27 protein-coding genes are annotated in these 24748 nt (G+C 56.9%); 15 read left to right on the top strand and 12 right to left on the bottom strand.

What is annotated here, in order from left to right; translation table 11 throughout:
* Positions 1-115: 115 nt before the first annotated feature.
* From dxs to ABJT94_RS03435, 3 genes are all read right to left on the bottom strand, one after another.
* Entirely contained in the window at positions 116-2002 is a 1887-nt protein-coding gene (gene dxs, locus ABJT94_RS03445; protein WP_348474036.1) for a 1-deoxy-D-xylulose-5-phosphate synthase, read from the bottom strand.
* A 165-nt stretch (positions 2003-2167) separates the two neighbouring features.
* Positions 2168-3052: a polyprenyl synthetase family protein gene (locus ABJT94_RS03440; protein ID WP_348474037.1), complete on the bottom strand. Its 885-nt coding sequence runs from the start codon at positions 3050-3052 to the stop codon at positions 2168-2170.
* 12 nt (positions 3053-3064) lie between these two features.
* Entirely contained in the window at positions 3065-3298 is a 234-nt protein-coding gene (locus ABJT94_RS03435; protein WP_127560638.1) for an exodeoxyribonuclease VII small subunit, read from the bottom strand.
* A 294-nt stretch (positions 3299-3592) separates the two neighbouring features.
* Here ABJT94_RS03435 and pomA point away from each other — a divergent pair, with 294 nt between their 5' ends.
* The 3 genes from pomA (at position 3593) to ABJT94_RS03420 (ending at position 6812) form a co-directional block, all read left to right on the top strand.
* A complete protein-coding gene (gene pomA, locus ABJT94_RS03430; RefSeq protein ID WP_127560640.1) occupies positions 3593-4345 on the top strand; it encodes a flagellar motor protein PomA in 753 nt (250 codons plus the stop codon).
* Positions 4346-4363: 18 nt separating this feature from the next.
* On the top strand, positions 4364-5329 hold the full coding sequence (locus tag ABJT94_RS03425; protein WP_348474038.1) for a flagellar motor protein MotB: 966 nt from the start codon (positions 4364-4366) through the stop codon (positions 5327-5329).
* 409 nt (positions 5330-5738) lie between these two features.
* On the top strand, positions 5739-6812 hold the full coding sequence (locus tag ABJT94_RS03420) for a TRAP transporter substrate-binding protein (RefSeq protein ID WP_348474039.1): 1074 nt from the start codon (positions 5739-5741) through the stop codon (positions 6810-6812).
* A 52-nt stretch (positions 6813-6864) separates the two neighbouring features.
* Here the strand turns inward: ABJT94_RS03420 and pfkA are convergent, their stop codons facing one another.
* From pfkA to ABJT94_RS03400, 4 genes are all read right to left on the bottom strand, one after another.
* Complete coding sequence (gene pfkA / locus ABJT94_RS03415; RefSeq protein ID WP_213677035.1) at positions 6865-7827, bottom strand: 6-phosphofructokinase; 963 nt, start codon at positions 7825-7827, stop codon at positions 6865-6867.
* A 334-nt stretch (positions 7828-8161) separates the two neighbouring features.
* Positions 8162-8866 carry an SDR family NAD(P)-dependent oxidoreductase gene (locus tag ABJT94_RS03410; RefSeq protein ID WP_348474040.1) on the bottom strand — a complete coding sequence of 235 codons (705 nt, stop codon included), beginning with the start codon at positions 8864-8866 and terminating at the stop codon, positions 8162-8164.
* Positions 8863-9288, bottom strand: a complete 426-nt coding sequence (locus tag ABJT94_RS03405) for a DUF3429 family protein (protein WP_348474041.1) — start codon at positions 9286-9288, stop codon at positions 8863-8865. Before ABJT94_RS03405 ends, ABJT94_RS03410 begins: the two co-directional genes overlap by 4 nt.
* Positions 9285-9605 (bottom strand): DUF6482 family protein, encoded by a 321-nt coding sequence (locus ABJT94_RS03400; RefSeq protein ID WP_348474042.1) that lies wholly within the window; start codon positions 9603-9605, stop codon positions 9285-9287. Before ABJT94_RS03400 ends, ABJT94_RS03405 begins: the two co-directional genes overlap by 4 nt.
* A gap of 116 nt (positions 9606-9721) precedes the next feature.
* Here ABJT94_RS03400 and ABJT94_RS03395 point away from each other — a divergent pair, with 116 nt between their 5' ends.
* From ABJT94_RS03395 to ABJT94_RS03385, 3 genes are all read left to right on the top strand, one after another.
* A complete protein-coding gene (locus tag ABJT94_RS03395; RefSeq protein WP_348474043.1) occupies positions 9722-10471 on the top strand; it encodes a ParA family protein in 750 nt (249 codons plus the stop codon).
* Positions 10472-10637: 166 nt separating this feature from the next.
* On the top strand, positions 10638-11264 hold the full coding sequence (locus tag ABJT94_RS03390; protein ID WP_348474044.1) for an RNA polymerase factor sigma-70: 627 nt from the start codon (positions 10638-10640) through the stop codon (positions 11262-11264).
* Positions 11261-11491 carry a zf-HC2 domain-containing protein gene (locus tag ABJT94_RS03385; RefSeq protein WP_348485108.1) on the top strand — a complete coding sequence of 77 codons (231 nt, stop codon included), beginning with the start codon at positions 11261-11263 and terminating at the stop codon, positions 11489-11491. The genes ABJT94_RS03390 and ABJT94_RS03385 overlap by 4 nt, the downstream gene beginning before the upstream one ends.
* On the opposite strand, the gene ABJT94_RS03380 is transcribed toward ABJT94_RS03385, so the two are convergent.
* Together ABJT94_RS03380 and ABJT94_RS03375 are read right to left on the bottom strand one after the other, a co-directional pair.
* Entirely contained in the window at positions 11492-11710 is a 219-nt protein-coding gene (locus ABJT94_RS03380) for a hypothetical protein (protein WP_348474045.1), read from the bottom strand.
* A gap of 162 nt (positions 11711-11872) precedes the next feature.
* A complete protein-coding gene (locus ABJT94_RS03375; RefSeq protein WP_348474046.1) occupies positions 11873-12427 on the bottom strand; it encodes a carboxymuconolactone decarboxylase family protein in 555 nt (184 codons plus the stop codon).
* Between the two features lie 96 nt (positions 12428-12523).
* On the opposite strand from ABJT94_RS03375, the gene ABJT94_RS03370 reads away from it, so the two are divergent.
* From ABJT94_RS03370 to ABJT94_RS03350, 5 genes are all read left to right on the top strand, one after another.
* Positions 12524-13393: an AraC family transcriptional regulator gene (locus ABJT94_RS03370; RefSeq protein ID WP_348474047.1), complete on the top strand. Its 870-nt coding sequence runs from the start codon at positions 12524-12526 to the stop codon at positions 13391-13393.
* Positions 13394-13565: 172 nt separating this feature from the next.
* Entirely contained in the window at positions 13566-13931 is a 366-nt protein-coding gene (locus tag ABJT94_RS03365; RefSeq protein WP_348474048.1) for a DUF2282 domain-containing protein, read from the top strand.
* A 90-nt stretch (positions 13932-14021) separates the two neighbouring features.
* Positions 14022-14885: a DUF692 domain-containing protein gene (locus ABJT94_RS03360; protein WP_348474049.1), complete on the top strand. Its 864-nt coding sequence runs from the start codon at positions 14022-14024 to the stop codon at positions 14883-14885.
* Positions 14878-15645 carry a DNA-binding domain-containing protein gene (locus tag ABJT94_RS03355; protein WP_348474050.1) on the top strand — a complete coding sequence of 256 codons (768 nt, stop codon included), beginning with the start codon at positions 14878-14880 and terminating at the stop codon, positions 15643-15645. The genes ABJT94_RS03360 and ABJT94_RS03355 overlap by 8 nt, the downstream gene beginning before the upstream one ends.
* Before the next feature lie 4 nt (positions 15646-15649).
* Positions 15650-16189: a DoxX family protein gene (locus ABJT94_RS03350; protein ID WP_348474051.1), complete on the top strand. Its 540-nt coding sequence runs from the start codon at positions 15650-15652 to the stop codon at positions 16187-16189.
* Here the strand turns inward: ABJT94_RS03350 and ABJT94_RS03345 are convergent.
* The gene (locus ABJT94_RS03345; protein ID WP_348474052.1) at positions 16164-16961 is read right to left on the bottom strand and encodes a class II glutamine amidotransferase; all 798 of its coding nucleotides are present in this window, start codon (positions 16959-16961) and stop codon (positions 16164-16166) included. The two genes, ABJT94_RS03350 and ABJT94_RS03345, sit on opposite strands and share 26 nt — an antisense overlap.
* 249 nt (positions 16962-17210) lie before the next feature.
* On the opposite strand from ABJT94_RS03345, the gene ABJT94_RS03340 reads away from it, so the two are divergent.
* From ABJT94_RS03340 to ABJT94_RS03325, 4 genes are read left to right on the top strand one after another with little or no spacing between them, the layout of a single operon-like run.
* Positions 17211-18782, top strand: coding sequence for an ABC transporter substrate-binding protein (locus tag ABJT94_RS03340; RefSeq protein WP_348474053.1), 1572 nt, complete (start codon positions 17211-17213; stop codon positions 18780-18782).
* Between the two features lie 12 nt (positions 18783-18794).
* Positions 18795-19769 carry an ABC transporter permease gene (locus ABJT94_RS03335; RefSeq protein ID WP_348474054.1) on the top strand — a complete coding sequence of 325 codons (975 nt, stop codon included), beginning with the start codon at positions 18795-18797 and terminating at the stop codon, positions 19767-19769.
* Positions 19769-20689, top strand: coding sequence for an ABC transporter permease (locus tag ABJT94_RS03330; protein WP_348474055.1), 921 nt, complete (start codon positions 19769-19771; stop codon positions 20687-20689). Before ABJT94_RS03335 ends, ABJT94_RS03330 begins: the two co-directional genes overlap by 1 nt.
* Entirely contained in the window at positions 20689-22419 is a 1731-nt protein-coding gene (locus tag ABJT94_RS03325) for an ABC transporter ATP-binding protein (protein ID WP_348474056.1), read from the top strand. Before ABJT94_RS03330 ends, ABJT94_RS03325 begins: the two co-directional genes overlap by 1 nt.
* Here the strand turns inward: ABJT94_RS03325 and ABJT94_RS03320 are convergent.
* Together ABJT94_RS03320 and ABJT94_RS03315 are read right to left on the bottom strand one after the other, a co-directional pair.
* Positions 22362-22907, bottom strand: a complete 546-nt coding sequence (locus tag ABJT94_RS03320) for a hypothetical protein (protein WP_348474057.1) — start codon at positions 22905-22907, stop codon at positions 22362-22364. The two genes, ABJT94_RS03325 and ABJT94_RS03320, sit on opposite strands and share 58 nt — an antisense overlap.
* The gene (locus ABJT94_RS03315; protein ID WP_348474058.1) at positions 22897-24744 is read right to left on the bottom strand and encodes a lysophospholipid acyltransferase family protein; all 1848 of its coding nucleotides are present in this window, start codon (positions 24742-24744) and stop codon (positions 22897-22899) included. The genes ABJT94_RS03320 and ABJT94_RS03315 overlap by 11 nt, the downstream gene beginning before the upstream one ends.
* Positions 24745-24748 lie beyond the last annotated feature (4 nt).

The raw sequence follows: 24748 nt of genomic DNA, 5'->3' as shown, positions 1-24748 counted from the left end.
ACGGATCTACGCCGAGCGATGTGTCGCACCACCCGGATAAACATACCCAGTGGCCAGCGCGAACCTTTGGCACAACAGAAGAATCAACCCCCGAATGCAAAGTAGCGACAGAGGGTCAGATATCGGCTAATCGACGCTCAATCGCTGTCTGAATTCCTGGCGCATTAAGGCCGACACTGGCCAGTAAATCCTGGGGTTTGCCGTGTTCGATGTAGGTGTCTGGCAAACCCAGTTGCAATACCGGGGTGGTCAGGCCTGCCTGGTGCAGGCATTCGGTGACAGCCGAGCCCGCGCCGCCGCAAATGGCATTTTCTTCTACGGTCACGATGAGGTCGTGGCTACGGGCCATGTCCATAACCCGCTCGGTATCCAAAGGTTTGATGAAACGCATATTGACCAGGCTGGCGTCGAGTGCGTCGGCGGCAACCTGGGCCGGGGCGACCATACTGCCGAAGGCCAGGATGGCGACTTTTTTACCCTGGCGCAGTGTTTCGGCTTCACCCAGGGGCAATACCGTGAGCGCTGTTTCGATGGTAGCGCCAGGCCCGGTGCCGCGGGGGTAACGCACGGCGGCAGGTCCGGGGTGGTGATAGGCGGTGCTAAGCATCTGGCGGCATTCGTTTTCATCTTTGGGCGCCATGATGACCAGGTTGGGAATGCAGCGTAAAAAGCTCAGATCGAAGCTGCCGGCGTGGGTTGGGCCGTCTTCACCGACCAAACCGGCACGGTCGATGGCGAAGGTGACATCGAGGTTCTGAATGGCGATGTCGTGAATCAGTTGGTCGTAGGCGCGCTGTAGAAACGTCGAATAGATGGCCACGACCGGCTTGGCACCCTGGCAGGCCATGCCGGCGGCCAGGGTGACCGCATGCTGTTCGGCGATGGCGACGTCGAAATAGCGGCCCGGGAAATGGTCGGCGAAGGCGACCAAGTCTGAGCCCTCGCGCATGGCGGGGGTGATGCCCATCAGGCGGTCATCGCTGCTGGCCATGTCGCACAGCCACTGGCCAAAGACATTCGAGTATTTGGGGCCTGCCGGGGGTTTGGCGGCCGGCTCTACGTCTTTCTTTTCCAGTTTGGTGATGGCGTGGTATTTGATCGGTTCGTTCTCGGCCGGGGTGAACCCCTTGCCCTTTTGGGTGGCCACGTGCAGAAATTGCGGTCCGTTGAAGGTTTTCAGGTTGCGCAGGGTATGCACCAGTTCGATCACGTCGTGGCCGTCTACCGGGCCGACGTAGTTGAACCCCAGCTCTTCAAACAGGGTGCCGGGCGACACCATGCCTTTAACGTGTTCCTCGGCCTTGCGCGCGAATTCGAGGATGGGCGGCAGGTTCTGCAAGACCTTCTTGCTGTTCTCGCGCATGTGCGAGTAAGTCTTGGAGGAAAAGACCCGGGAAAAGGTTTTCGACAGGGCGCCGACGTTTTCCGAGATCGACATGTCGTTGTCGTTCAGCACGACCAACATGTCGGCGCCGTCGTGACCGGCGTGATTGAGGGCTTCGAACGCCATGCCGGCGGTCAGGGCGCCATCACCGATGACGGCAACGCTCTGGCGCGGTATGCCGAGCATCCGGTCGGCGATCGACATGCCCAGCGCCGCTGATATGGACGTGCTGGAATGGCCGACGCCAAAGGTGTCATAGTCGCTTTCATCGCGCTTTGGAAAGGCCGCCAGACCCTCGGCCTGGCGGATGCTGTGCATGCGCTCGCGCCGCCCGGTCAGTATTTTATGGGGGTAGGCCTGGTGGCCGACGTCCCAGACCAGTGAGGCGTTGGGTGTTTCGTAGACATAGTGCAGGGCGATGGTCAGTTCCACGACGCCCAGACCGGCGCCAAAGTGACCCCCGGTCTGGCCGACGCTGTAGAGCAGGAATTCGCGCAGTTCATCCGCCAGGCGGGGCAGTTCGTCCAGCGTTAGCAGACGCAGGTCTGCCGGCGTGTCGATGGTATCGAGCAGGGGCGTGACCGGTCTTGTTTTGGGGATGTGAGTAAAAACCTTCATGAAAATGCGCTTTCCTGCCTTCGAGCCTGTCCCTGCAACGGAACCAGTGATGATCGTTATAGTGTGGGTCGTCCCGGTCTGTGTCTGCCGGGCACGGCATTGTAACGGAAAGCCCTGTTCGTCCCTAGTGGTCGTTGCGGGAAGTTCGGTCATTAAGGAACACGATCAGTGGTTCCGGTTTAGAACATAGTTCGTCAGTGCTCGCAGGGGAGATGCCGGGTCGATACCCAGTTGGTCGAGCGCGGCCAGGGCAGCGTCGGTGTGCTGCTGGGCCTCACGCCGGGCGCCGTCGAGACCGAGCAATTGCACGTAGGTGGATTTGTTCAGCGCCGCATCGCTGCCCTGAGGTTTGCCCAGCGTGGCGGTATCGGCCGTGACATCAAGTATGTCGTCGGTGATTTGAAACGCAAGGCCGAGAGCCTGGCCGAAGGTGGTTAACGCTGCGCGGGTAACGTCGGGCAGGGGGGCATTGGTACACAGGGCACCAAGGTGCAGGGCCGATTCGATCAGTGCGCCGGTTTTAAGGCGGTGAATACGGGCCAGGTCGTCGAGCCCCAGTTGTTGCCCTTCGGCCTGTAGATCCAGCATCTGGCCGCCTACCATGCCGGCGTGTCCGGCCTGCCTGGCCAGAATACCGACCATGGCCAGGCGGGTGTTTGCGTCCAGGCCCGGTGCCTGGCTGAGGTGTTCAAAAGCCAGGCTTTGCAGGGCGTCGCCGGCCAGTATGGCGGTGGCTTCGTCGAAGGCCCGGTGGTTGGTGGCCTTGCCACGGCGCAGGTCGTCGTCGTCCATGGCGGGCAGATCATCGTGAATGAGGCTGTAGACGTGCATCATTTCCAATGCGGCGGCCGGATACAGCCAGGTGTCGGGCTCGGCGCTCAGGCTTTCGGCGGCGGCACGCACCAGGGTTGGGCGTAGGCGCTTGCCGCCATCGAGCAGGGAATAACGCATGGCCTCGGCCAGCCGGCTAGCGACCGGCCGTTGCAACAGATGAGTGAGGTGCTGCTCAAGGCGCTGGCGGGTATCGTTCTGAAAAGACGCAAAGGTCATTGGGGCTTGGGCTCACTCGGAATCGGTTAACGGGGACAGCTGTTCCTGACCGGGTTCGCCGAGCAGTACCTGCACGGTCTGTTCTGCCTGGTCGAGCGCAGACTGGCACTCTCTCGTTAGCTTAATGCCCTGTTCAAAGGTTTTCATGGCATCGTCCAGCGACAGTTCACCGGACTCCAGTTGGCTGACCAACGTCTCCAGCTGGCCCATTTTGGCTTCGAATGTGTCGGTTTTAGGGTCGGTCATGTCGGGGTCCTGAGCTGTGGTGGTCGCGTAAGGTACGAAGGCAGGCCATAAGGGTCAACCATTTGGCACCAGCCGATACTTTACACTCTACTGATATTCTTTTCCCGAAATGGGCGTTTTACAGTCAAACAATGACCGGGCCTGCCGATATACCGGTTAAGATGGACGGATCGTCCTTGATAGCCGGAGTTGCAACAGGCCTATAGAGCACGCTGTTCTGCCAGACTCTTGCTAGACTCTTGTTAGAATAACAGGATAGACGATTCAACGGGACCAGACCGGGAAGCTTACACTGTGGATTTAGCGATGATCATTGGCCTCATTGGGGCCTTTGCGATGGTTTTGATGTCGATGTTGCTGGGTGGCAACTTGGGCATGTTTGTTAACGTACCTTCCATACTCATTGTATTTGTCGGTTCAACGTTCGTAGCCATGTCCAAATTGACCCTGGAGAAATTTCTCGGGGTGGGAAGTGTCGTGGGGAAAGCGTTTTCCTTTAAGCTGGTGACGCCTGACGACATGATCGATGAAGTGGTTGAGCTGGCCGACGCGGCTCGCAAGGGTGGGCTGTTGTCACTGGAGGGGCGTGAAACCAGCCATGAGTTTCTCTCCAAAGGCATACAGTTGCTGGTTGACGGGCATGACCCGGAAGTGGTCAAACAACTGCTCAGCAAAGACATGAAGATGACGTCAGCACGGCACGAAGAAGGGACAAGCTTTTTTACCGCGCTGGGTGATGTCGCTCCCGCCATGGGTATGATCGGGACCCTAATCGGCCTGGTGGCCATGTTGGCTAATATGGATGACCCGAAGGCCATTGGCCCTGCCATGGCGGTGGCTTTGCTGACAACGCTTTACGGATCCTTGCTGGCAACGGTGGTCGCGATTCCCATCGCCGATAAACTCCGATTCCGGGCGATGGAAGAGGAGCGCATTCAAAAGATGGTCATTGACGGGCTGCTGTCCATTCAGGCAGGACAAAACCCGCGAATTATCGAGTCCATGCTCAAGAGTTACCTGCCGACATCCAAACGCGGAGCTGAATGACATGGCGGTGGTCATCTGATGAGCGACGAATTCGAAGACGACTGTCCCGAATGCAAGAAAGGGCTGCCAGCCTGGATGGCCACTTTTTCTGACCTGATGGCACTGTTGATGTGCTTTTTCGTGCTGTTACTGTCCTTTTCGGAGATGGATGCGCTCAAATTCAAGCGCCTGGCCGGGTCTTTGCGCAATGCGTTTGGTGTTCAGGCCGAACTGCAGTTCAATGAAGTGCCCAAGGGCACCAGCATCATTGCCCAGGAATTCAGCCCGGGCCGCCCGGATCCGACGCCCCTGAATGTAATTCGTCAGGACACCGTTGATGACTTGCGCGACTCACTGGAGGTACTTTGCCAGGATACGACCCTGATGCAGGAAGAGGCTGAAGGGGAATCCGGCTTGCAGTCACGCCAGGTGAGGGTGTCGGACGCCGAGGCACAACGCCAGGTGGAAGAGCAGGCGGAGCGGATAGCCGAGGCCCTGGCTGATGTCATTGCCGACGGCATGCTCGATATCGAAACGGTTAATCAGACGATCATAATTCGGGTGCGCGAACAGTCGTTCGGCGCGGGAACCGACTTCGTTGCCGATGAATACTTACCCATTCTTGACCGCGTTCGGGATTTGCTGGTGACGGTGCCCGGCACCCTGTCAATTGAAGGCCATACCGACGATATACCCATAGCGACTGCGCGCTTTCGCAGTAACTGGTTACTCAGTTCCGCCCGGGCCTTATCGGTTGCCGAATACCTATGGGCCGCTCCGGAGATGAGTGAAGACCGCTTTACCATCGTCGGGCACGGTTCAACCAAGCCCATTGCCAGTAACGATACACCGGAAGGTCGTGCTACCAACCGCCGGGTAGAGATTATTGTGCGCCAGGACAATCCGGATTTTGAAGGCGAAGTCACCCCGGAAGACGAGCAGGGTGAGAGTGTCGACCCCGGCGATCCATCACTATTCGGTCTGGACCCGGCCGATATCTTCTAACCCGACCGCTCCGGTTTAATATCCAGTCAGGCGAGTGCGAATGCCAGTGATTTGACTTTTCACAGGTGTTTTTCGCGGTTCAACGCGTCAAATAGATGCCGATTTGTCAGGAGACGCGGTTTCTATTGATGAACATGGGTAGATAGTGTGATCTACCTCTCGATTCTGCTATGGAACGCTGCGTCCATGAGTGGGCTCGTCGTACCCTGTTAAACGTCACGGTAACCTCCAGAGAGGTGGAGACTCGGATCAGTTGGCCGATGTCTCATGCCCACCCTTTTATCTGAATCTGTCGTCATCCGGGCTGCGCCTGGCTGGCACTGGTCAGCTCAAACAATAACGAATACGACAGAGTCATGCTTCAGCCCGGGCTGTTGATGGCCCGTCTGCTGTAAGGAGCGTTCATACTATGAAGGATAGCAACCACCGGTTAGCTGTGAAGCCGGTTAAACGCCTGCCTCTGATCTGCCTGGTCGTAACCGGTCTGGTCAGCCTGGTCAGCACGGCTCAGGCGGAGGAGTTCCAGTTTCGGTTGCATCACTTTTTAGGCCCGGATTCACCGGCTCAGAAAGTCCTGCTGGAGCCCTGGGCCGAGCGAATTCGCGAGCAAAGCAACGGCCGCATCGATATCAGCATTCACCCGGCAATGTCGCTGGGCGGCGCACCCCCAACGCTGGTGAATCAGGTTGAATCCGGTGAAGTGGACATGGTGTGGACGCTGGCCGGTTATACACCGGGCCGCTTTCCCCGTACCGAAGTCTTTGAGCTGCCTGCGGTGCATTTTCGCAGCGCCTATGCCACCAACCGGGCCATTTTTGCCAATTTTGATCTGATTGAGGCCGACTATCAGGGGCTGAAGCCACTGCTGGTGCACGTGCACGCCGGCAATGCGATTCAGATGGCCAATCAGAATGTGACCGAACCCTCTGATTTGCGCGGTTTGACCATTCGTACCCCTTCCCGCACCGGTGGCTGGTTGATCGATGCCTGGCAGGCCGAGCAGGCTGCCATGCCCGCGCCCCGCATTCGGGATGCCCTGGCCGATGGCAGTATCGATGGCGCTCTGATTCCGTTCGAGGTGTTTTCCTCAATCGGTCTTGAAGGGCTGGTGGGCCATTCGACAATAGGGTCAGACGGCAGCCGCTTCGGCACCTCGGTGTTCCTGTTTCTGATGAATCAAAGCCAGTTCGATGCCCTGCCTGCCGACTTGCAGCAGGTCATCGACGACAACATCGGCATTGATTTCGTGAAGGAGATGGGTCTCGCCTGGGATGATCTGGAGGTGCCTGGCCGGATGGTTCAATATGAGAATCTAACCAAGTTGCCGGTCGATGAGATCTACGCCTTCGAAGACCTCAGCGAGCAGGTCGTGCAACGCTGGATCGAAGACGTCTCGACGCAAGGTATCGATGGTCGTCTGCTGGTGGACGAAGCGCGACGCTACATAGCCCGCTATTCCCGCATTATCACCACGCTCGATTAACCAACCCCGCATGAGTCAACCCCGGGTGGATACCTTCCCCCGGGAGAGCCTATCAGGCCAGCAATTTGGTCAGGTCGTACAGGTCCTGTTTGAACGGGCGGGGCATGTTTTCAATGGCATCGATGATGTCATGATGCACCAGCCGGTTGCTTTGCAGCCCCACGCAACGGCCGCCGTGACCCTCCATCAGTAACTCTACTGCGTAGGCGCCCATTTGGCTGGCCATAACCCGGTCGAACGCGCAGGGGACGCCGCCGCGCTGAATATGCCCCAATATGGTAGCCCGGGTTTCGAGACCGGTTCGCGCTTCGATGCGCTTGGCCAGAGCACTGACGTCGGTCACATGCTCGGTGATGGCGATGATGGAGTGCTTCTTGCCGGTGATGACGTTGTTGGCAACGGTCTTGATCAGCGATGCCTCGTCAAAGCCTTTTTCGGGCACAATGGTGTATTCAGCCCCACCCCCGATAGACGCCATAATAGTCAGGTCACCGCAGTACCGGCCCATGATTTCGACAATGGATATGCGATTGTGCGACGAGCAGGTATCGCGCAACCGGTCGATGGCGTCGAGCACGGTGTTCAGCGCCGTGTGAAAACCAATGGTGTAGTCGGTTCCAGCGACGTCGTTGTCGATTGTTCCGGGCAGACCAACGCAGGGGAAACCCATTTCAGTCAGTCGCTTGGCGCCCATGTAGGAACCATCGCCGCCGATCACAACCAGAGCGTCGATGTCATGCTTGCGCAGGTTGTCGATGCACTCACGCCGAACCGATTCTTCCTTGAATTCCGGAAAGCGGGCTGACCCCAGAAAGGTGCCGCCTCGATTGATCATGTCTGACACGTCCTGGCGTTTCAGCGGTTTGATCCGGTCGAGATGCAGGCCCAGATACCCATCCCGAATGCCATAAACCTCCAGATCCTTAACGATGGCATTGCGGACCACGGCCCTGATGGCCGCGTTCATGCCAGGCGCGTCGCCACCGCTGGTTAACACTCCGATTTTTTTAATCATGGCTGCACAACCTATACAGGCTCCAGCTCACCGGGTTCGTAACATGAATTAAGCCAGTGAGCCGGGCAATAGAAGAGAGTTCACTCAGCAGAATGTAACAAAATTACAGGTTCGGTGGCGAGTTTTTCCCGAAGTGGTCTGGTGCCAGTAATCCGTGACAGCAACTGGGTATGCCTCTCCAGGGTCGGGCGGGATGCCGCCCACTCAACCCATCCATGGGGCCTAGACTGCAGCATCCATGGTGCACACTACCCTGGAGAGGCCTACCCAGTCGCTGTCACTTGGCTGGTTGCTTGGTTATACCGTAAAGACCGGTCAGCACGACGTTGCACCATTACCAAGGTAGTAAACTTCCATCCCAGCTTAAAAAATCTCCACTGTCCTTAGGCTGGGCGTTGTCGATCAGCTGAGCAAGCCGCTGCCCGGTGTAATCCGGGCTGTGCAGTTGGCCTTCGGGCAGGCGTTTTTGAAACGGAGCCGACAGCCTTGAATCGGTGGTGCCGGGGTGGAGGCTCAGGAGGGTGCTTTGCGGCAAGCGGTGGCGCCATTCGATGGCAGTGGTGCGAACCAGCATGTTGAGGGCTGCTTTACTGGCCCGGTAGCTGTACCAGCCGCCGAGCTTGTTGTCGCTGATGGACCCTACCTTGGCTGATATCACCGCCAGGGTGACAGCCTGATCTCGCCGGGCGCGGGTTGTGACGGTAGCGGCCAGTTCGCCAAAGGGTTGGGTGTTGGTGGCGACAGAGCGGGCAAACCAGTCGCGGTCGAAGCGGGTGATGCTTTTCTCCGGCTGATGATCCGCATCGTGCAGTAGGCCGGTACAGAGCACAATGGTCTCGGGCAGGTCGGGCCCCACGGCATCAAGCAGGTCATCAGCCCAGCCCGGCTGCAGCACATTGCAGGGCAGCCAGCGCAGGTGGCTCTGGCCTGCTGGTTCTGCAGGGTGGTGTTGATGGTAGGTTGCTACCCGCTGGCTCTGCTCCCAGGCCGTTAACAGGCCCTGGCCGACCCCGCCGCTGGCACCGATGATCAGTTTCATGATGCCACTCCAACCAGGGCCGCCGCCGCGGGCACATGACTGGCTGCAACACCCCAGCTTAACAGGGTACGTAGCCGCCGGTAGTCGGGGGTGTAGAGAGAGAAAAAACGGTCTTTTTCCTGCCACCAGAGTACCGGGTAGGCAATGCCCAGTAACACCAGAGCGATGGCCGCTGGTAGAAACAGAGCCAGCCAGGCCAGCAGAAAGTAGCCCATGGTGAGATTGAGTGTGCGCCGATTCCGCCGGGTATCCTGACTGGCACTCTGCACCCATAGGCTGCCGGACAGAAAGCTTAGAATCAGGGCACTGAAACTGATGTACACCTCAACCCAGCTTGGGTTGATAAACAGCAACAGGGCTCCTGCCCAGAAAAACAGCAGGCCACCGAGAGACCAGAACAGCAGGGTTTGGGTGGGTGTCATACATCGGCCTCCGGGTTGTCGGTTTGGTGCAGGCGCAGCGGCACACGCAGGGTGTTGTCGGTGTCGTCCAGGCCGATCATTTCGCCAAACGCCGACCGGTGAACCAGTTCTGCCTGATCCAGCGGTAATTGTTGCAGCAGGCTGCGCACGCCGGGCAGTGACTTCAGCTGAACCGGCCGACCTGTGTCGTCAGTCAGCAGGTGCCCGCGTTTATTGTCGAACAGGTGAATCTGGTAAAAAGTGCCCATTAATGCTTCCACTTCTGCCAAGTGAAAGCGGGTGCTGTGCTGTCGGGCCTGCTTCAGTGTTAGTGACATTCCGGGTTCCATTAAAGCCTTCGCCTTATCTACGGATATCTGTCGACTTCGGCTTACTCTGGAGCCTTTGGGGTTATCGTGGTGTAATCAGGGTTCGGTGTTCAGGAGCCAGAGCTATGAAGGTTGTTGCGGTTCACAGCCAAAAGGGCGGGGTGGGAAAGACTTCGATCACGCTGAATCTGGCTCATGAAGCCATGACCTATGGTTTTGAGACCCTGGTCATTGATCTCGATGCACAGGGGTCAGCTACCTTTCTGCTCGGCCAGGGCAATGCGCCCAAATTGCGCGCCAAAGACTGGCTCAATGATCAAATCGACTGGAATCAGTTCATCGAAGCCACCCCCTATGACGGTGTTTTCATTCTTCCGGCGCGCAAGGGGTTGCGAAAACTCGACCGCCTGATGAGCGACGCCGTCTCCGACAAACACTTAAAACAGCTGCTTAGATCGCTCAAATCGCAGTTTGATTTGGTGTTGCTCGATTGCCCGCCGGGCATCAATACCGTCACCGAACAGGCTTACCGCGCCGCCAACCTGGTGCTGGTGCCACTGACCCCGACGCCGCTGTGTTTGCAAAGTTATGCCGATCTGGCCGACTTTACCCGCGACATTAAGACAGACCCGAATAGAATTGCCCCCTTCTTTAATCGCGTTAATCAGCGCCTGGCGTTGCATCGCCAGTGCCTGAAGACATTCGCCGCCGGGCAGGATTCACCGCCGCTGGGCTGGGTGCGGTCGACGACGCTGATGGAGCAGATGGCCGTGAACAAACGTGCTGTAACCGACAGTCATCCTGAGCACCCGGTTGCCAGAGATCTCAGTGAGCTGTGGAAGGCCATCGTCCGACGGCTGGACCTGCACCATTAGCCACTGGCTGACAAAAGCGTCTATTTTTTAGCAGCAAACTGTAAGGAAAGTGTCGGTCGTACGACAAAGTCACATCATCCTTGTAGTCTTTGCTGTCTGAACCCTGAACCGTTCGTCGCCCGGCCGGTTACAGGCAAAAACACCAAAAACATCAGGGAACCGACCAATGGGAGAGTCTGTGCTGCCCGGGGAGACGCCGGTTGATCAGTCAGCCGCGAACCACTTAACCGACCCCGTCTTTCTCGAAGACTTGCGCCGGCAAATGCTCAAATTTGCTGTTCTGCAACTCGATAATGAGGCCCAGGCCGAAGATGCGGTACAGGAGGCACTGGTAGGTGCTCTGAAGAACGTGGCGTCGTTTGAGCGAAAGGCCGCATTGAAGACTTGGGTGTTCGCCATTCTTAAACACAAGATTACAGATCTGTTGCGCTACCGGCAGCGCTGGGTGGATGTGGAAAAGCAGTCGGATTTAGCCGATGACGAAGCCCTCCCATCGGTGTTCGACACCCGGGGCTTCTGGCACCAGGAAGATCGCCCCAATCGCTGGGCGCAACCGGTTGAGGCGATAGACGACGCTCATTTCTGGCGCGTTTTTGAGGCTTGCCTGGAAAACCTGCCACCGGCACAGGGCAGGGTGTTTATGATGCGTGAGTTTATTGAACTCGACAGTGATGAGATTTGTCAGTCGGTTGATATCAGCGTTAGCAACCTGCATGTATTGTTACACAGGGCTCGGTTACGCCTGCGCCGCTGTCTTGAAGAGCACTGGTTTTGTGAGGAAGTATCGCCATGATGAATTGTGAACAAGCTACCCGGTTAATGTCGGATGGTTGCGAACGAGATCTGTCGTTGCGCGAGCGGGCATCCATAAAAATACATACTCTTATGTGTGATGGATGCAGTAATTTCAATGCCCAGATACATGATATTAGCCAGATTGCGCGCCGATACGCTAAGGAAAGGGACGGGCAGGAAGACCAGGCGAACACTGGCCCGAAAGGTGATGGAACACCGGACTGATCATATGGATTGATGTGGTTCTTTCAAGCGGGAGCGGTGGTTTTTCCAGGCGCTGTACCAGGCCAGGCAAAATGGCACGGCGTAGTTCATCATCAGATGAGGAATGCTGACTGTGCCATCTCCCCACAGGACATCACCTTGGTTAATCAGATTCAACAATGTCCCTACGAACAGGGCGATTTTTAGCGAGTTGAATAGCCGCTCCCGATTAATATCCATACGTCCATCCGACTGATGTGCCCCCACAGTTCGAAGCATAGACTGTTTTCTCGTGTTGCGTAAAAAAGCCGTCGAGCAATAGTCAGGTATTAGAAAGCGCGAATTGATGCAAGCGATCAACTCGCACCAGATAGGACCACCCTTGGCATGATGGCCGTCATCTTATGACGCAGACGGTGGTGCCCAGGCAAAGGATTCCAGCTCCGGATTAAGGGCTGGTTGTGTCAAATGGTTGCTGTAGTTCGACAGGGTTTTCAGAGCGACGGCGGTAAGTACATCGAATACGGCAGCCTTGCTGAATCCGGCGTCGATAAAGGCCTGAACATCGGCATCGCTTGCCCAGCCGCGTTCACGAACCAGTGTTTGGGTGAAGGTAACCAGGGCGGCAAAGGTATCGTCTGCTGGTTTTTTGCCGGCCCTGACCGCTTCTATTATCGCCGGGTCGACCTTGGCTTTAGTGCTGCCGGCACTGTGTGCGGCCACACAGAAGCGGCACTTGTTTTCGACACTGGTCGCGAGCAGGGCGATCTGCACCTGTTGCGGCGCCAGGCTCGAATCTCCCAGTAGCGAGTTGAGCTCATTATAAGCCTGGATGGCCGTCGGCGATTCGGCGATGTAGCTGTACAATGCCGGCACAAAGCCCATTTTCTCTTTCACGCCTTTCAATAACCGGGCACTGGCCTCCGGTGCGGTTTGTTCAGTATGTTCAGTAAACACAGTGGTGTCTCCTGTTGTGAATGTACTGCCTATACTAAGTCGTCATTTGATCTGATACAGTGCATTTTGTATAAATAAGATGCTTAGGCGTATCAAATGTCTCCGTTTGACGATTATTTCCGACTGCTTCAGCTCAGTTGCACCGTTTACCACAATCAGCAAGTCTGTGGTGACTGGGTGCTGACTGAACACCGTATTGGTCAAACCTGCTTCCATCTGGTTACCTTTGGTCAGTGCAACCTTGAGGTTAATGGCCAACAGGAGTTGCTGGAAGCCGGTGATATTGTTTTGTTTCCACGGGAATTACCGCACCGGCTTCGACCGGTTCGACCCTCTGCAGCCCATATGCAACAGCAGCCGGTTACCGCCGCGCGTTTGCCTGAAAGCACTGGCCTGCTCTGTGCTGAAATTCAGTTTGAACATGCAGCGTCGACCACCTTGCTCGATACCATGCCGGATTATCTGATCATACGGGCCGATTCGACCGAGGCTGGCGATGTTAGGCCCGTACTGACTGAGTTGCTGCGCCACAGCCTGGTCAGTGGCCCCGGTGGTGCCGTGATTGTCGACCGTTTGGGTGAAGTGGTGTTCATGCTGATGGTCCGCCAGGCGCTGGAACAGACACAGACCGATGTGTTTGCAGCCTACTTGCACCCGGTGCTCGGACCGGCCCTGTATGCCTTTCATCAGTCGCCCGACCAGGCCTGGACACTTGCAGAGATTGCTACCCAGGCTCATGTCAGCAGGGCAAGTTATGCGCGCTTGTTCAAACGCGTCAGCGGGAAGACCTGGAACGAGTATCAGCGCTGGTGGCGCATGCAACTGGCGTGGCTGTTGCTGATGAAAGGCGACTCGGTCATGTCGACGGCTTTGACCGTGGGGTATCAGTCGGAAGCGGCTTTTTCCAGAGCGTTCAAACACCAGTTTTCGATCAGCGCCGGAGAGATTCGTCGCCGCAGCAAATAGGCGGCCAGTGACATTATGCTTCAAATAATCCGAGTAATTTTTTCGGACCATTGTAATGAATTCCTCCTGTGCACGACTGAACAGTACGAGAACCCGATGTCACTTTTGGCTCGGTTGCCGTCCGACTAACCCGAACGACGGGTATTGATAAAACAGCCAGGGGGAAAGACCAATGAAATATTCAACTTCTATTACCACCGCACTGCTTGCCGGTTCAGTTATGGCTATGTCTGGCCATTCAATGGCGAAGCCGAATGATGGGTTGTCGATTGAATCAAACGCACCGGCGAACGTTCAGGAGAACTTTCAAAAATGGATGGCCGGCGAGCGGGTTGCTGGCCGGAATGACAAATGTTTTGGCATCGCACTGGCGGGAGAAAATGATTGTGCCGCCGGTCCGGGCACCAGCTGCGAGGGGACAGCTACTCTGGATTATCAGGGTAATTCCTGGACTTATGTACCACGCGGTACCTGTGAATACATTGTAACGCCCGATGGTGAAGCCGCATTGTCTGCTCTGGATCGTAATATACCCTGAGCGTCTTTAAGCGGGCTGACCGGAACAGACCGGTTAGTCCGTTGCAGCGTTTCAACATTACAGGTGGTTACTATATTACAGGTCATTACTATGTCTGCTCCTGAACCAATACCTGCTTTCCACGCCACGGCTGCTGGTGTCAGCCTCAAACCCCAGCATTTCGAGCAGGCGATGGCCAGTCGCTCGCACGGAATCTGGTTTGAGGTGCATCCGGAAAATTACCTGATGCAGGGCGGACCCCGACGCCGCGGCTTGCGGCAAATTGCTGCTGATCGCGATATCAGTTTCCACGGTGTCGGTGCTTCACTCGGTGGTCCGGATTTACCAGACGCCGATCACCTGAAAGCCATTCGCCAACTGGTTGATGACATCCAACCCGTTCGGCTGTCGGAGCATGCCGTTTGGTCTTCGATCGATCAAACCTATCTCGCAGAACTGTTGCCACTGCCCCGAACTCAGTCGGTATTGTCTAACCTGGTCGCCGGTGTAGATGCCTATCAATCTGCCATGGGTCGAACCATTCTGATTGAGAATCCAACCAATTATCTGACGGTTCACAGCGATATGGACGAAGCGGATTTTCTGTTGGACGTGTCAAACCGAACCGGTTGTGGGCTCTTGCTGGACATCAATAATCTGTATCTTTCAGCGCACAACATTGGCATTGACCCCAAGGCTTATATCAATGCACTGCCACCGGAAAAAGTCGGGGAGCTTCATATTGCGGGGTTTGATGCCGATCCGCAGTTTGGCAGCCGCTTGTTGATCGACAGCCATGCTTCTGCCGTGGCTGATCCGGTCTGGTCGTTACTCGACTATGCGCTGGCGCATCTCGGGGCCAAACCCGTACTGATTGAGCGTGATGCCAACCTTCCGGAGTTTTCGGTACTTGAGCAGGAAGTGCTCAGAGCACAACGGATGCTCGACCGCCTCAGGGAGCCTGATTATGCATGATCCTTATCGCGGGTTGAGTGATTTTGTGCTGAATGGCCAGGCGAATGGATTGCATCAGGTATTTTCCGGACCGCAGCCCGAACAGATCGCCATCCTGTATCGCAATGGCTATTTGCGTGCCTGCCGGGAAGCGCTGGAGGCTCGCTTTCCGGCCGTCGCGTCGGCGATGGGAGAGGTCGAGTTTCGCACAGCCTGTAGTGCTTATGTGCAAGCGTCGCCGCCCAGGCAGCGAACCCTGACCGGTTATGGCGCCGACTTTCCGGACTGGCTTTCTACTGAAGACATCTCACGAACAAACCCGGGCTTGGTTGATCTGGCGCGGCTCGACGGTGCCTGGCTCGATTGCCTGTTTGGACTGGATGAAAGCCCCCTGACAGCGCTGCAATTGAACCGGCGTATTCAGTCTGGCGGCGGGCTTCCGGTGACATTGCGCCTGCCGCGCAATGCGCGTGTGGTAGCGCTGAGTTGGCCGGTGTTTGATGTCTGGCTGGCCATTCGACAGGGTGAGCACAATGCAGTCGTACCGACCCGGCCGGAGTCCGGGCATGTCTTGCTCTGGCGCCCGGATATGACTGTGCTCAGCCGCCCGCTCGACGCCTGGGAAGCGCGTTTTTACCTGTATTTTCAGGCTACCGATAGCCTGGAAGAAGCGGCTGAATATTTCCTGCCGGCAGCGACAAACGATCATGATCTGCCGATAACCCTGGAACACTATTTCGCCCGGCTTATTGAATCCGGGTTACTGATAGCGGGAGACTAAAACGATGAGCATTGCAGTGCAGGTTCAGCAAGGGTATCAACGTGGCACCCGGCTGCTGTCGACCTACCTGGAGCCCCTGGGTTTGTTATTGATGCGGCTGCTGGTGGCGCGTGTCTTTTTGCAGTCAGGCCTGTCGAAATGGCATGGCTGGTTTGACTTTAACGAGACCAAATACGATTTGTTTCTCTATGAGTTCTTCTGCCCCGATCCGGTTCGACCCGGTGCCTTGCTGCTGTGTGATCCGGTAACACTCGATTACCAGAGCGGGTCACTGACCGTCACGCTGATCGAATCGCTGGCTTTACTTGCTGGTATTGCAGAGGTGGTATTACCCGTATTACTGATCGTGGGTCTGCTGACTCGACCGGCTGCGCTTGGGTTGATTGTGATGACGCTGTTTATCCAACTGGCCGTATTCCCAACCTGGGGTCACTGGTGGAACCCGGCTGCCTGGTGGTTTGTGGTCTTGTTTGGTGTGTTTGCCGTTGGGCCCGGTGCGTTATCGCTCGACCGGGTATTCAAGCTGGAGAATCGGCGGGCGTGATCTGCTTGCCGCGTTCAACCACTTCGCCCTTGCGCCACATCCGCCACTCATGAGGCTCATACCGCTCCCAGCGTTCATCTACTGTCAAGGGTTCGGTGACGATCACGCTGACCACGTCGGAGGGTGTGGTGACGGTGCCGAAATCGACCGTTAAGTCGGCGTCCTGCAGGCGGGCGGGGCCAAAGGGGGAGCGCCGGGTAATGGCTGCCATTTTCGTGGTGCAGTAGGTGAACAGCCAATCGCCATTACTGAGCAGCAGGTTAAATATACCTTGCTTGGCATAGGCATCGCTGTGCTTTACCAGAAACCGGGTAAGGGTTTTCAGGTCCACATCTCGGTCCAGCGAAGAGCGGATGGCGTTCATCAGATCGCAGAACAGAGCCTCGCTGTCGGTGGTTCCCACCGGTTCGTAAAAACCCGGGCGCGGATCGAACTGGTTGACCTGGCCATTGTGCGCGAAGGTCCAGTAGCGGCCCCAGAGTTCGCGCTGAAACGGATGGGTGTTGGCCAGGCAGACCTCTCCGACATTCGCCTGGCGTATGTGGCAAATGGCAATCTCGCTTTTGATCGGGTGGGTTTGCACCATACGTGCAATGTCCGACTGGGCACTGGCCCGGCTCTCATGAAACGCCTGTACACCCTTGCCTTCATAGAAGGCCACGCCCCAGCCATCCTTGTGCGGCCCAGTGTCGCCACCGCGACGGGTTAGTTCGGTAAAACTGAAACAGAGATCGGTAGGGGTATTGGCGCTCATACCCAGGAGTTCACACATGACGGAAGCCTTCCAGCCAATAGACAACTTGACCAAAAGTGTACCAGCTGGCCGATGGTCCGTCTTCATGGGCCGGGCAAAGTACAGACCTGTTCCGCGGCTTAGACGCCAGAGCAAGGAATCTAGACGATCAGTAACGTCGGGCGGTCTATAATGAGCTAAAGTTAGAGGGGATACCCGTTCTTAACATGCAGTTACAACGACGCGCCTGTCGCGGACTGCGAATGACACCCCCTTGGAGAATGTGCCATGAGTAAATGGATGCAGGTCGCTTCAACCCTCGCACTCGGCGGTATGCTGGTGACGGGTCCTGTGCTGGCTGATACCTTTCGTTGGGCAAACAGTACCGATCCGCAAACCATGGATCCTCATGCGGTCAATGCGGCGCCGGTTACCTCCTTTCTGAATAATGTGTACGAAGGCCTGGTTCGGCGCGACAAGGATATGGCCATTGAACCATCCCTTGCCGTGAGCTGGGAGCCGCTGGAAGAGACCACTGGCTGGCGTTTCCATTTGCGTGAAGGGGTGAAATACCACAATGGCAATGACTTCACCGCCGACGATGTGTTGTTCTCCTATGAGCGCGGTGTGTCGGAAACCTCGGACGTCAGTTCCTGGTTTGCGCCGGTCAGTGAAGTGGTTGTTGTGGATGATTACACCGTCGATTTTATAACCCACGATCCGAACCCGCTGTTTCCGGATTCCATCGCCAACTTCCTGATCATGGATCGCGACTGGACTGAAGAAAATAACGCTGAGTTGCCAGCCCGTGAACAGGAAACGCACGCTTCGCGCAATACCAATGGGACGGGGCCTTTCCGGCTAACGCAGCGGGACCCGGGTGTGGAAACCCGCCTCGAACCGTTCGATGGCTGGTGGGGTGAAGTCGAGCACAACATCACCGAAGCGATTTTCACGCCCATCAGCAATTCCTCTACCGGTTTGGCGGCTTTGCTCTCCGGTGAAATAGACTTTATTTCCCCGATTCCCCTGCAAGACATCGATCAGGTGGAAAGTCGTGATGGCTTCAAGGTTCTCAGTGGCATTGAAACCCGGGTGATCATGCTGGGTTTCGGTCATAACCATGAACAGTTGAATGACTCCGACGATGTAGAAGGCGAGAACCCTTTTCAGGACGTTCGCGTACGTCAGGCTGCGTGGCAGGCAATAAACATCGACGCGATTAACCGGGTAGTTATGCGAGGTCAGGCCGAACCGGCCAGTCAGCTGATGCCGCCCGGCCTGAGTGGCTATTCCGAGGTGAACGATGAGCGCCTGCCTTATGACCCGGAAGCCGCCCGGGAGTTATTGGCTGACGCGGGTTATCCGGATGGTTTCAGTTTTGGATTCAAATGCACCAACGACCGTTATCTGAATGACGAGTCGGTCTGTCGTGCCATTTCATCCATGTTCGCAGCGGTCGGTCTGGATGCTGACCTTACCGCCATGCCGGTTAGAAACTATTGGGATGAGCTGCGCGGCGGTGAGTTTGATATGTTTCTGCTGGGCTGGTCGCCGGGCACCTTCGATGCCGAACACCCCATCCGTTTTCTGGGTGCCACGCCCGATGGCCGGGTAGGGTCCTGGAACTTCGGCGGTTATTCCAATGAGCGGATCGACGAGTTACTGCCACTGGTTCAACAAGAGCTGGATCCGCAGCAACGTCAGGCCTGGCTGGATGAAATTGCCGGCATTCTGCAGGACGAAGTGGCCTACGTGCCGCTCTATACCCAGCCACTGATCTGGGCAGTGAAGGAGAATATCGATCTGGTCCAGCGGCCCGATGATTTCTTCATGCTGCGCTGGGTGACTGTCAACTAGGCCAGCCTCGCGATGCTACTGTTCATTGGCCAGCGGCTGCTGCAATCACTTTTTGTAATGGTCGCGGTCGCTTTTCTGGCGTTCGCACTGTTTCGCTTTGTGGGCGACCCAGTTAGTCAGATGGTGGGCGTTGAAACCACCCTGGCCGACCAGGCACGTCTGCGTGAAGAGTTGGGTTTGAACGACCCTTTTGTGGTGCAATTCTGGGATTTTACCCGCAACCTGATTTCCGGTACTTTTGGTTACTCCTATCGCACGCGCCAGCCGGTCGGGCAGATGCTGCTGTCACGCATTCCGGCGACGGTGGAGCTGGGCACAGTCGCTTTGCTTATCTCTCTGCTGGTAGGTATTCCCACCGGTATTTACACCGCCTTGCGGCCAAAAGGCACGCTCTCTCAAAGCGTGCTGATCGCGACCCTGGTCGGAGTGTCCATTCCTACCTTTGTGATCGGGATTCTGCTTATTTTTCTGTTTGGGGTTTATCTTGGCTGGTTGCCCACCTTTGGCCGTGGCCAGACGGTTGAACTCGGCTGGTGGCGGACCAACCTGCTCACGCTCGATGGTTGGCGCTCACTGATTCTTCCGGCACTAACACTGGGAGTTTATCAGCTGACACTGACCATGCGCCTGGTTCGTTCCGAAATGATGGATGTGATGCGTACCGATTTTATTCGCTTTGCCACCGCCCGGGGTATTCCCTACCGCAGCCTGTATTTTCGCCATGCCTTTGGCAATACGCTGGTACCGGTGATTACCATTGTCGGCTTGCAATTCGGTGGGGTGATCGCCTTCTCCATTGTCACCGAAAGCGTGTTTCAATGGCCGGGTATGGGGCTGTTGTTCCTGGAGTCGATCCGGTTCGTAGATATACCAGTGATGGGTGTGTATCTGGTGATGATCGGGCTGATTTTTGTGATTATCAATCTGGTGGTCGACCTGCTGTATTTTATGATTGACCCCCGAATTCGCGTGCGGGAGGCAGCCTGATGCGGCGGCTGCTGAATCGCAATACATTGCGCAACAATGAAGGGGTCTATCTGTTTTTGCGCAGTCCAATGGCCATTGTGTCTGCGATCATGACGATGCTGATCGTACTGGGCGCGATACTGGCGCCCTGGCTGGCACCGACCAACCCCTATGACCTGGCCAGCTTCAGTCTGATGGACGGCTTATTGCCACCGGCCTGGGAAGCCGGCGGGCAAAGCCAGTTTTTGCTGGGCACCGATGACCAGGGTCGTGACATGCTGTCATCCATTTTGTATGGCGCCCGGTTGTCGCTGACCATCGCCTTTCTGGCCATGGCGTTCGCTACCATTCTAGGCGTGGGGGCGGGTTTGCTGGCCGGCTATTATGGTGGGCGCTTTGACGCCATTGTGATGCGCATCGCCGATGTGCAACTGGCACTGCCAGCCATTCTGACCGCCTTGCTGATCGACGGTATAGCCCGTGGCCTGCTGCCGCGCGAGCTGCAGGAAGATATTCGGGTCTATGTGCTGGTTCTGGCCATTGGCTTGTCGCTGTGGGTGAACTTTGCCCGAACCGCCCGCGCATCCACCTTCGTAGAAAGGAACAAGGAATACGTGCAGTCCGCCATCATCATGGGCCAGCACCCACTGCGCATCATGCTGATTCAGATTCTGCCCAACATTACCGGGCCCTTGCTGGTGATCATGACCGTTGATCTGGCCTCGGCGATTTTGCTGGAAGCAACACTCTCGTTCCTCGGCATTGGTTTACCAGCGAATTCACCTTCACTAGGCACATTGATCCGAATCGGCATGCAGTATTTGATGTCGGGCGAATGGTGGATTCTGTGGGTGCCGACGCTGTTTCTGATAGCCCTGGTCATTTCTGTCAACATGCTGGGCGATTTTCTGCGCCAGGTGTTTAACCCGAGGTTACGCTGATGCTCAGGGTTAAAGGACTCAGTGTGCAGTTCACCACCCGCTTTGGTGCTGAAACCGCAGTTGAAGATGTCGACCTGACGGTCAAACCGGGAGAGATTCATGGGCTCGTCGGTGAATCCGGTGCCGGTAAATCAACCATTGGTGCTGCCATTATGGGATTGTTGCCCGGGGCCAGTAAGGTTACGGCGGGCAGCGTTCACCTCGGCGACACCGACCTGCTGACGTTGTCTCCCGCCCAGCGTCACCGGGTGCGAGGCAAACGCATTTCGATGATCTTTCAGGATCCGCAGACCAGCCTGAACCCGCTGATGACGGTGGAAGAGCAGCTGCTGGAAACCATGCTCACCCACGACGACATGCCTATTAAAAAGGCCCGTGTCAAAGCCATCGACTTGCTGTCCGAGCTGGGCATCGAGCGGGCCGAGCAACGCATCAAAGCTTACCCGCACCAGTTTTCCGGTGGTATGCGACAGCGGGTGGTGATAGCGCTGGCACTGTGTACCAATCCAGAATTAATTGTAGCCGATGAACCGACAACGGCATTGGATGTGGCGGTTCAGTCACAGGTGCTGGATCTGCTTCGAACTTTGGCGGTTAAACGTCAGGTAGGCATTATTCTGATTACCCACGACATCGGCGTGATCGCCCAGGTCAGCGACCAGGTGACGGTGTTGCGGCATGGTAAGGTCGTGGAAAGCGGGCTTACCGTCCAGGTGCTCGGCGACCCCCAGCAACCCTATACCCAGGGGTTGATGGCTTCCGTCCCCCGGCTGCAGGAACGGATGCATCGCTTCCCAATGATGGTGGCGGCCGAGTCGGACCGGTCTATTGACACCCAGTCCGGGTCATTACCAGCGGGTGTCAGCGCCGACTACGCTGCCGACTGGTTGCAGCAACGCCCCAACCAGGTGAAGAACCAGACGGCGATGAGTCTGGACCTTTCCGGTCTGGATGTGTGTTTCACCGAGCCGCGACAGCGCCTGTTCCAGCGCCCGGATACCCTGTATGCCCTGAAGCAAGTATCGATTGAGGTGCCGGAAGGCACCGTCATGGGATTGGTGGGTGAAAGCGGCAGTGGCAAATCGACCCTGGCCAAAGCCATTGTCGGGCTGGTTAACCCCAGCCGCGGCGAGATCCGTTTTCAGGGCGAAGTACTGGCGCCCGGTGTCAGACGTAAACGTAGGGACCCGTCGCGACGGCTGATCCAGATGGTATTTCAGGATCCGTATTCATCATTGAACAACCGGCGCAAAATTGGCGATATCCTGGCGGAACCATTGATTGTTTATGGCATTGAAAAGAATGCTACCGAGCGCCGGCGTCTGGCGGCGTCATTTCTCGAACTGGTCGGTCTGCCGGCCGCGTCAATTCACCGGTACCCGCATCAGTTCTCCGGTGGTCAGCGTCAGCGCATTGCCGTTGCCCGTGCACTGATTGCCCGGCCGGATTTGCTGATTTGCGATGAGCCTACCTCGGCGTTGGATGTATCGATTCAGGCGCAAATTCTGAACCTGCTCAAAGACCTGCAGGAGCGCTTTAGCCTGACCATCCTGTTTATCAGCCACAATCTCGCCGTGGTTCGGCAGATGTCAGACCGCATCATGGTGCTGAAAAACGGAGAAGTTGTGGAGACCGGAAGCAGTGAAGCCTTTTTTAACGCACCACAACACCCCTATTCAAAAGAGTTGTTGGCGCTAACCCCTTCGCTGGATACAGTCGCTTCCAGTTGACGGCAGTGCGTTGCCGTAGCCGGCGCCCGACCCAGGCTGGCTGGCAAGTCGATGCCCTGCTGGTCGAGCAATAATTTGATGTAAGCCAGATGATGAATGTTGTGGTGGATCATGTACATCAGTTCCCGCCACAACGTCGATTGCAGTGCCAAGGTCTGGTTTTGAGTAACACTGATTTCCGAGTGGATGACAACGGGTCGGTCAGACAAGTCTGCATTAAGCCAGCCTTGCCGCAGACGCTGACTGGTATCAATCGTCGTCTGCATATCCCGTTCGCCAGCGTCATTCCGGCGACGCCGATTATAGTCGACAACACCACTACTCAGACTGTGAAAGACTGCGCGTTCATGATCGTGCATGTGGCGCAGGTGCCGGCTGACGCCCGTGTCGAAGAATGCGGCGGTTAGCCTTAGGTTATCCAGTGAACTCAAGCAAGCAAAAACTAGGTCGGTCTGATCGTGAAGGCCATTGAGCGCATCAAGCAACATGCTGAGTCTCTTCTTGTTTGGTGTGATTCAAGGCCGCCGGGTGCAAGGTCCTGAACCGGTCTGCGCCGGAGCGACCCAGGTAGCGGTTCAGATAGCGCTCGGGGGTGTGGCGCAGATCAACCATGATCAGGCCGTCCAGTGACTGGTTGAATCCGTGGTTGACAGTGAAACTGAGGAATTTGCCGTTTAGGTTGAGGTAATGCCGGATCAATGTTGGAATTTTCCGCTCAGTTGGGCAGTGATCGAGCAGGGCATTGACGGCTGAAGCCTGGGTCAGGGTTGCAAGCAGGTCGTCTGTCCATAGGCGCCGTTTAAATTGCATGGGAGCTCTGGGACTGATCAGGGAGTGCAGTCGGGCGTCTGCCCGGTGGTTGGCCAGCAGGGAGTCTGCCAACAGGGCTCGGGCGACTGGCACAAAGCGTCCGGAGATGCTGACGCAGCCGAACAGGGTGTGCGCCTGGGGTTGCTGGTTAACAAAGGCACCGATGCCCCGCCATAGCAAATCCAGTGCCCGGGGGTGGCGCTGATAGTCTTCGGCGACAAAGGAGCGACCCACCTCAATCGAAGCGCCAAGCGTCGTGAGAAAATCGCGTTCATAGTCAAACAGTGAATGACTATACAGGCCGTCTAATCCGACCGTTGCGAGTACATCGGAGACCCGCACCAAGCGGTAGCCGCCAATGATCCGTTGGTTAGCGTTGTCCCAGCCCCAGATGTGCCAGTAGTTGCGGTCAAACTGGTCCCGGTCGAGTGCCTGACCGGTGCCTTCACCGGCGGCGCGAAAACACCGCTCACGTTCAACGGCCAGCAGGTCGGCAACCTCACCGAGTTGGTCGTAGGGGGCGAGGTAGACGCTGAAGTCACCTTGTTCGGCGACTTTGTAATCGGCCAGTCTGGCGATGCTGTTTTGACCGGGGGCCGTGGTGAGTGCTTGCAGGCTGGTTTGGCGGGTGTCCGGTTGTGTGGTCGCTTCGGGGTCAAGCAATTCACAGCAGACTCGCAGGTACTGGGTGACCGCCACAGCGGGTACCGTGCGGTCCAGTTTCGCGGCATCCACGACATTACCGAGGGTGGCGGTGATGCGGTGGCCGCGCCGGGCCAGCATCGCTCTGGGCAACAAGGCGGTGCGCAAGCGTTTGTTGATGACGCCAGCCCAGTAAAACCACGCCGGGTTGCGACCCTGAATGTGCACGGGCAGAACCCGGGCCTGGTGACGCACAGCCAGTGTGCCCGCCAGGGTGTTCCAGGGCGCGTCATCAATCTCGCCGGTGCGCGGGTTCAGCCGCGCGACCGTTCCGGCGGGAAACATCAGCAGGGCGCCGCCCCGGGCAAGGTGGCGATCTGCCTCGCGTAGCCCGCGGGCGTTGCGGCGTTGCTGGTTCGGGTTCAAGACATCAACGCCAATAAAGAGTGACCGGAATTCGGGCAACGACAACAGCACCTGGTTGACCAGCACTTTCAGGTCGGGGCGTAATGTAAGAAGCCATTGACTCAGCAGCATGCCCTCAATGGCGCCGAGTGGGTGATTGGCGACCACCAGGCAAGGCCCCTGGTCCGGAACTTGTTGAGCGCGCTCCGGGTTGTTCACCGCCAGGCTGACGTCCAGTTTGGCCAGGCTGAAGTCAAGAAAACGGGTGGCGGTTACATCGTCGGTTCGCTGGCTCACCTGAGACTCGATGGCAAGCCACTCATCGTACCAGCGACGCAGCACAGGCAATTGAGTAACCGCGTTCAGCAAGGCTCGTGGAAATGCACCAACTCCGGTCAGAGCCAATGGATTGCCTTTCAAATCGGCGTCAGAGGTGCTGCAAGGGGCTTGGTGCAGAGGTTGATCCATCCTG

This window comes from Saccharospirillum sp. (genome assembly GCF_039982735.1).
Taxonomy (GTDB): domain Bacteria; phylum Pseudomonadota; class Gammaproteobacteria; order Pseudomonadales; family Natronospirillaceae; genus Saccharospirillum.
This window is presented reverse-complemented; position numbering and strand designations above follow the sequence as displayed.

Excerpts from the sequence above, each read along its gene's own strand:
- dxs (WP_348474036.1), bottom strand. The coding sequence starts at position 2,002 with ATGAAGGTTTTTACTCACATCCCCAAAACAAGACCGGTCACGCCCCTG.
- ABJT94_RS03440 (WP_348474037.1), bottom strand. The coding sequence starts at position 3,052 with ATGACCTTTGCGTCTTTTCAGAACGATACCCGCCAGCGCCTTGAGCAG.
- ABJT94_RS03435 (WP_127560638.1), bottom strand. The coding sequence starts at position 3,298 with ATGACCGACCCTAAAACCGACACATTCGAAGCCAAAATGGGCCAGCTG.
- ABJT94_RS03425 (WP_348474038.1), top strand. The coding sequence starts at position 4,364 with ATGAGCGACGAATTCGAAGACGACTGTCCCGAATGCAAGAAAGGGCTG.
- ABJT94_RS03420 (WP_348474039.1), top strand. The coding sequence starts at position 5,739 with ATGAAGGATAGCAACCACCGGTTAGCTGTGAAGCCGGTTAAACGCCTG.
- pfkA (WP_213677035.1), bottom strand. The coding sequence starts at position 7,827 with ATGATTAAAAAAATCGGAGTGTTAACCAGCGGTGGCGACGCGCCTGGC.
- ABJT94_RS03410 (WP_348474040.1), bottom strand. The coding sequence starts at position 8,866 with ATGAAACTGATCATCGGTGCCAGCGGCGGGGTCGGCCAGGGCCTGTTA.
- ABJT94_RS03405 (WP_348474041.1), bottom strand. The coding sequence starts at position 9,288 with ATGACACCCACCCAAACCCTGCTGTTCTGGTCTCTCGGTGGCCTGCTG.
- ABJT94_RS03400 (WP_348474042.1), bottom strand. The coding sequence starts at position 9,605 with ATGTCACTAACACTGAAGCAGGCCCGACAGCACAGCACCCGCTTTCAC.
- ABJT94_RS03395 (WP_348474043.1), top strand. The coding sequence starts at position 9,722 with ATGAAGGTTGTTGCGGTTCACAGCCAAAAGGGCGGGGTGGGAAAGACT.
- ABJT94_RS03390 (WP_348474044.1), top strand. The coding sequence starts at position 10,638 with ATGGGAGAGTCTGTGCTGCCCGGGGAGACGCCGGTTGATCAGTCAGCC.
- ABJT94_RS03385 (WP_348485108.1), top strand. The coding sequence starts at position 11,261 with ATGATGAATTGTGAACAAGCTACCCGGTTAATGTCGGATGGTTGCGAA.
- ABJT94_RS03380 (WP_348474045.1), bottom strand. The coding sequence starts at position 11,710 with ATGGATATTAATCGGGAGCGGCTATTCAACTCGCTAAAAATCGCCCTG.
- ABJT94_RS03370 (WP_348474047.1), top strand. The coding sequence starts at position 12,524 with ATGTCTCCGTTTGACGATTATTTCCGACTGCTTCAGCTCAGTTGCACC.
- ABJT94_RS03365 (WP_348474048.1), top strand. The coding sequence starts at position 13,566 with ATGAAATATTCAACTTCTATTACCACCGCACTGCTTGCCGGTTCAGTT.
- ABJT94_RS03360 (WP_348474049.1), top strand. The coding sequence starts at position 14,022 with ATGTCTGCTCCTGAACCAATACCTGCTTTCCACGCCACGGCTGCTGGT.
- ABJT94_RS03355 (WP_348474050.1), top strand. The coding sequence starts at position 14,878 with ATGCATGATCCTTATCGCGGGTTGAGTGATTTTGTGCTGAATGGCCAG.
- ABJT94_RS03350 (WP_348474051.1), top strand. The coding sequence starts at position 15,650 with ATGAGCATTGCAGTGCAGGTTCAGCAAGGGTATCAACGTGGCACCCGG.
- ABJT94_RS03345 (WP_348474052.1), bottom strand. The coding sequence starts at position 16,961 with ATGTGTGAACTCCTGGGTATGAGCGCCAATACCCCTACCGATCTCTGT.
- ABJT94_RS03340 (WP_348474053.1), top strand. The coding sequence starts at position 17,211 with ATGAGTAAATGGATGCAGGTCGCTTCAACCCTCGCACTCGGCGGTATG.
- ABJT94_RS03335 (WP_348474054.1), top strand. The coding sequence starts at position 18,795 with ATGCTACTGTTCATTGGCCAGCGGCTGCTGCAATCACTTTTTGTAATG.
- ABJT94_RS03330 (WP_348474055.1), top strand. The coding sequence starts at position 19,769 with ATGCGGCGGCTGCTGAATCGCAATACATTGCGCAACAATGAAGGGGTC.
- ABJT94_RS03325 (WP_348474056.1), top strand. The coding sequence starts at position 20,689 with ATGCTCAGGGTTAAAGGACTCAGTGTGCAGTTCACCACCCGCTTTGGT.
- ABJT94_RS03320 (WP_348474057.1), bottom strand. The coding sequence starts at position 22,907 with ATGTTGCTTGATGCGCTCAATGGCCTTCACGATCAGACCGACCTAGTT.
- ABJT94_RS03315 (WP_348474058.1), bottom strand. The coding sequence starts at position 24,744 with ATGGATCAACCTCTGCACCAAGCCCCTTGCAGCACCTCTGACGCCGAT.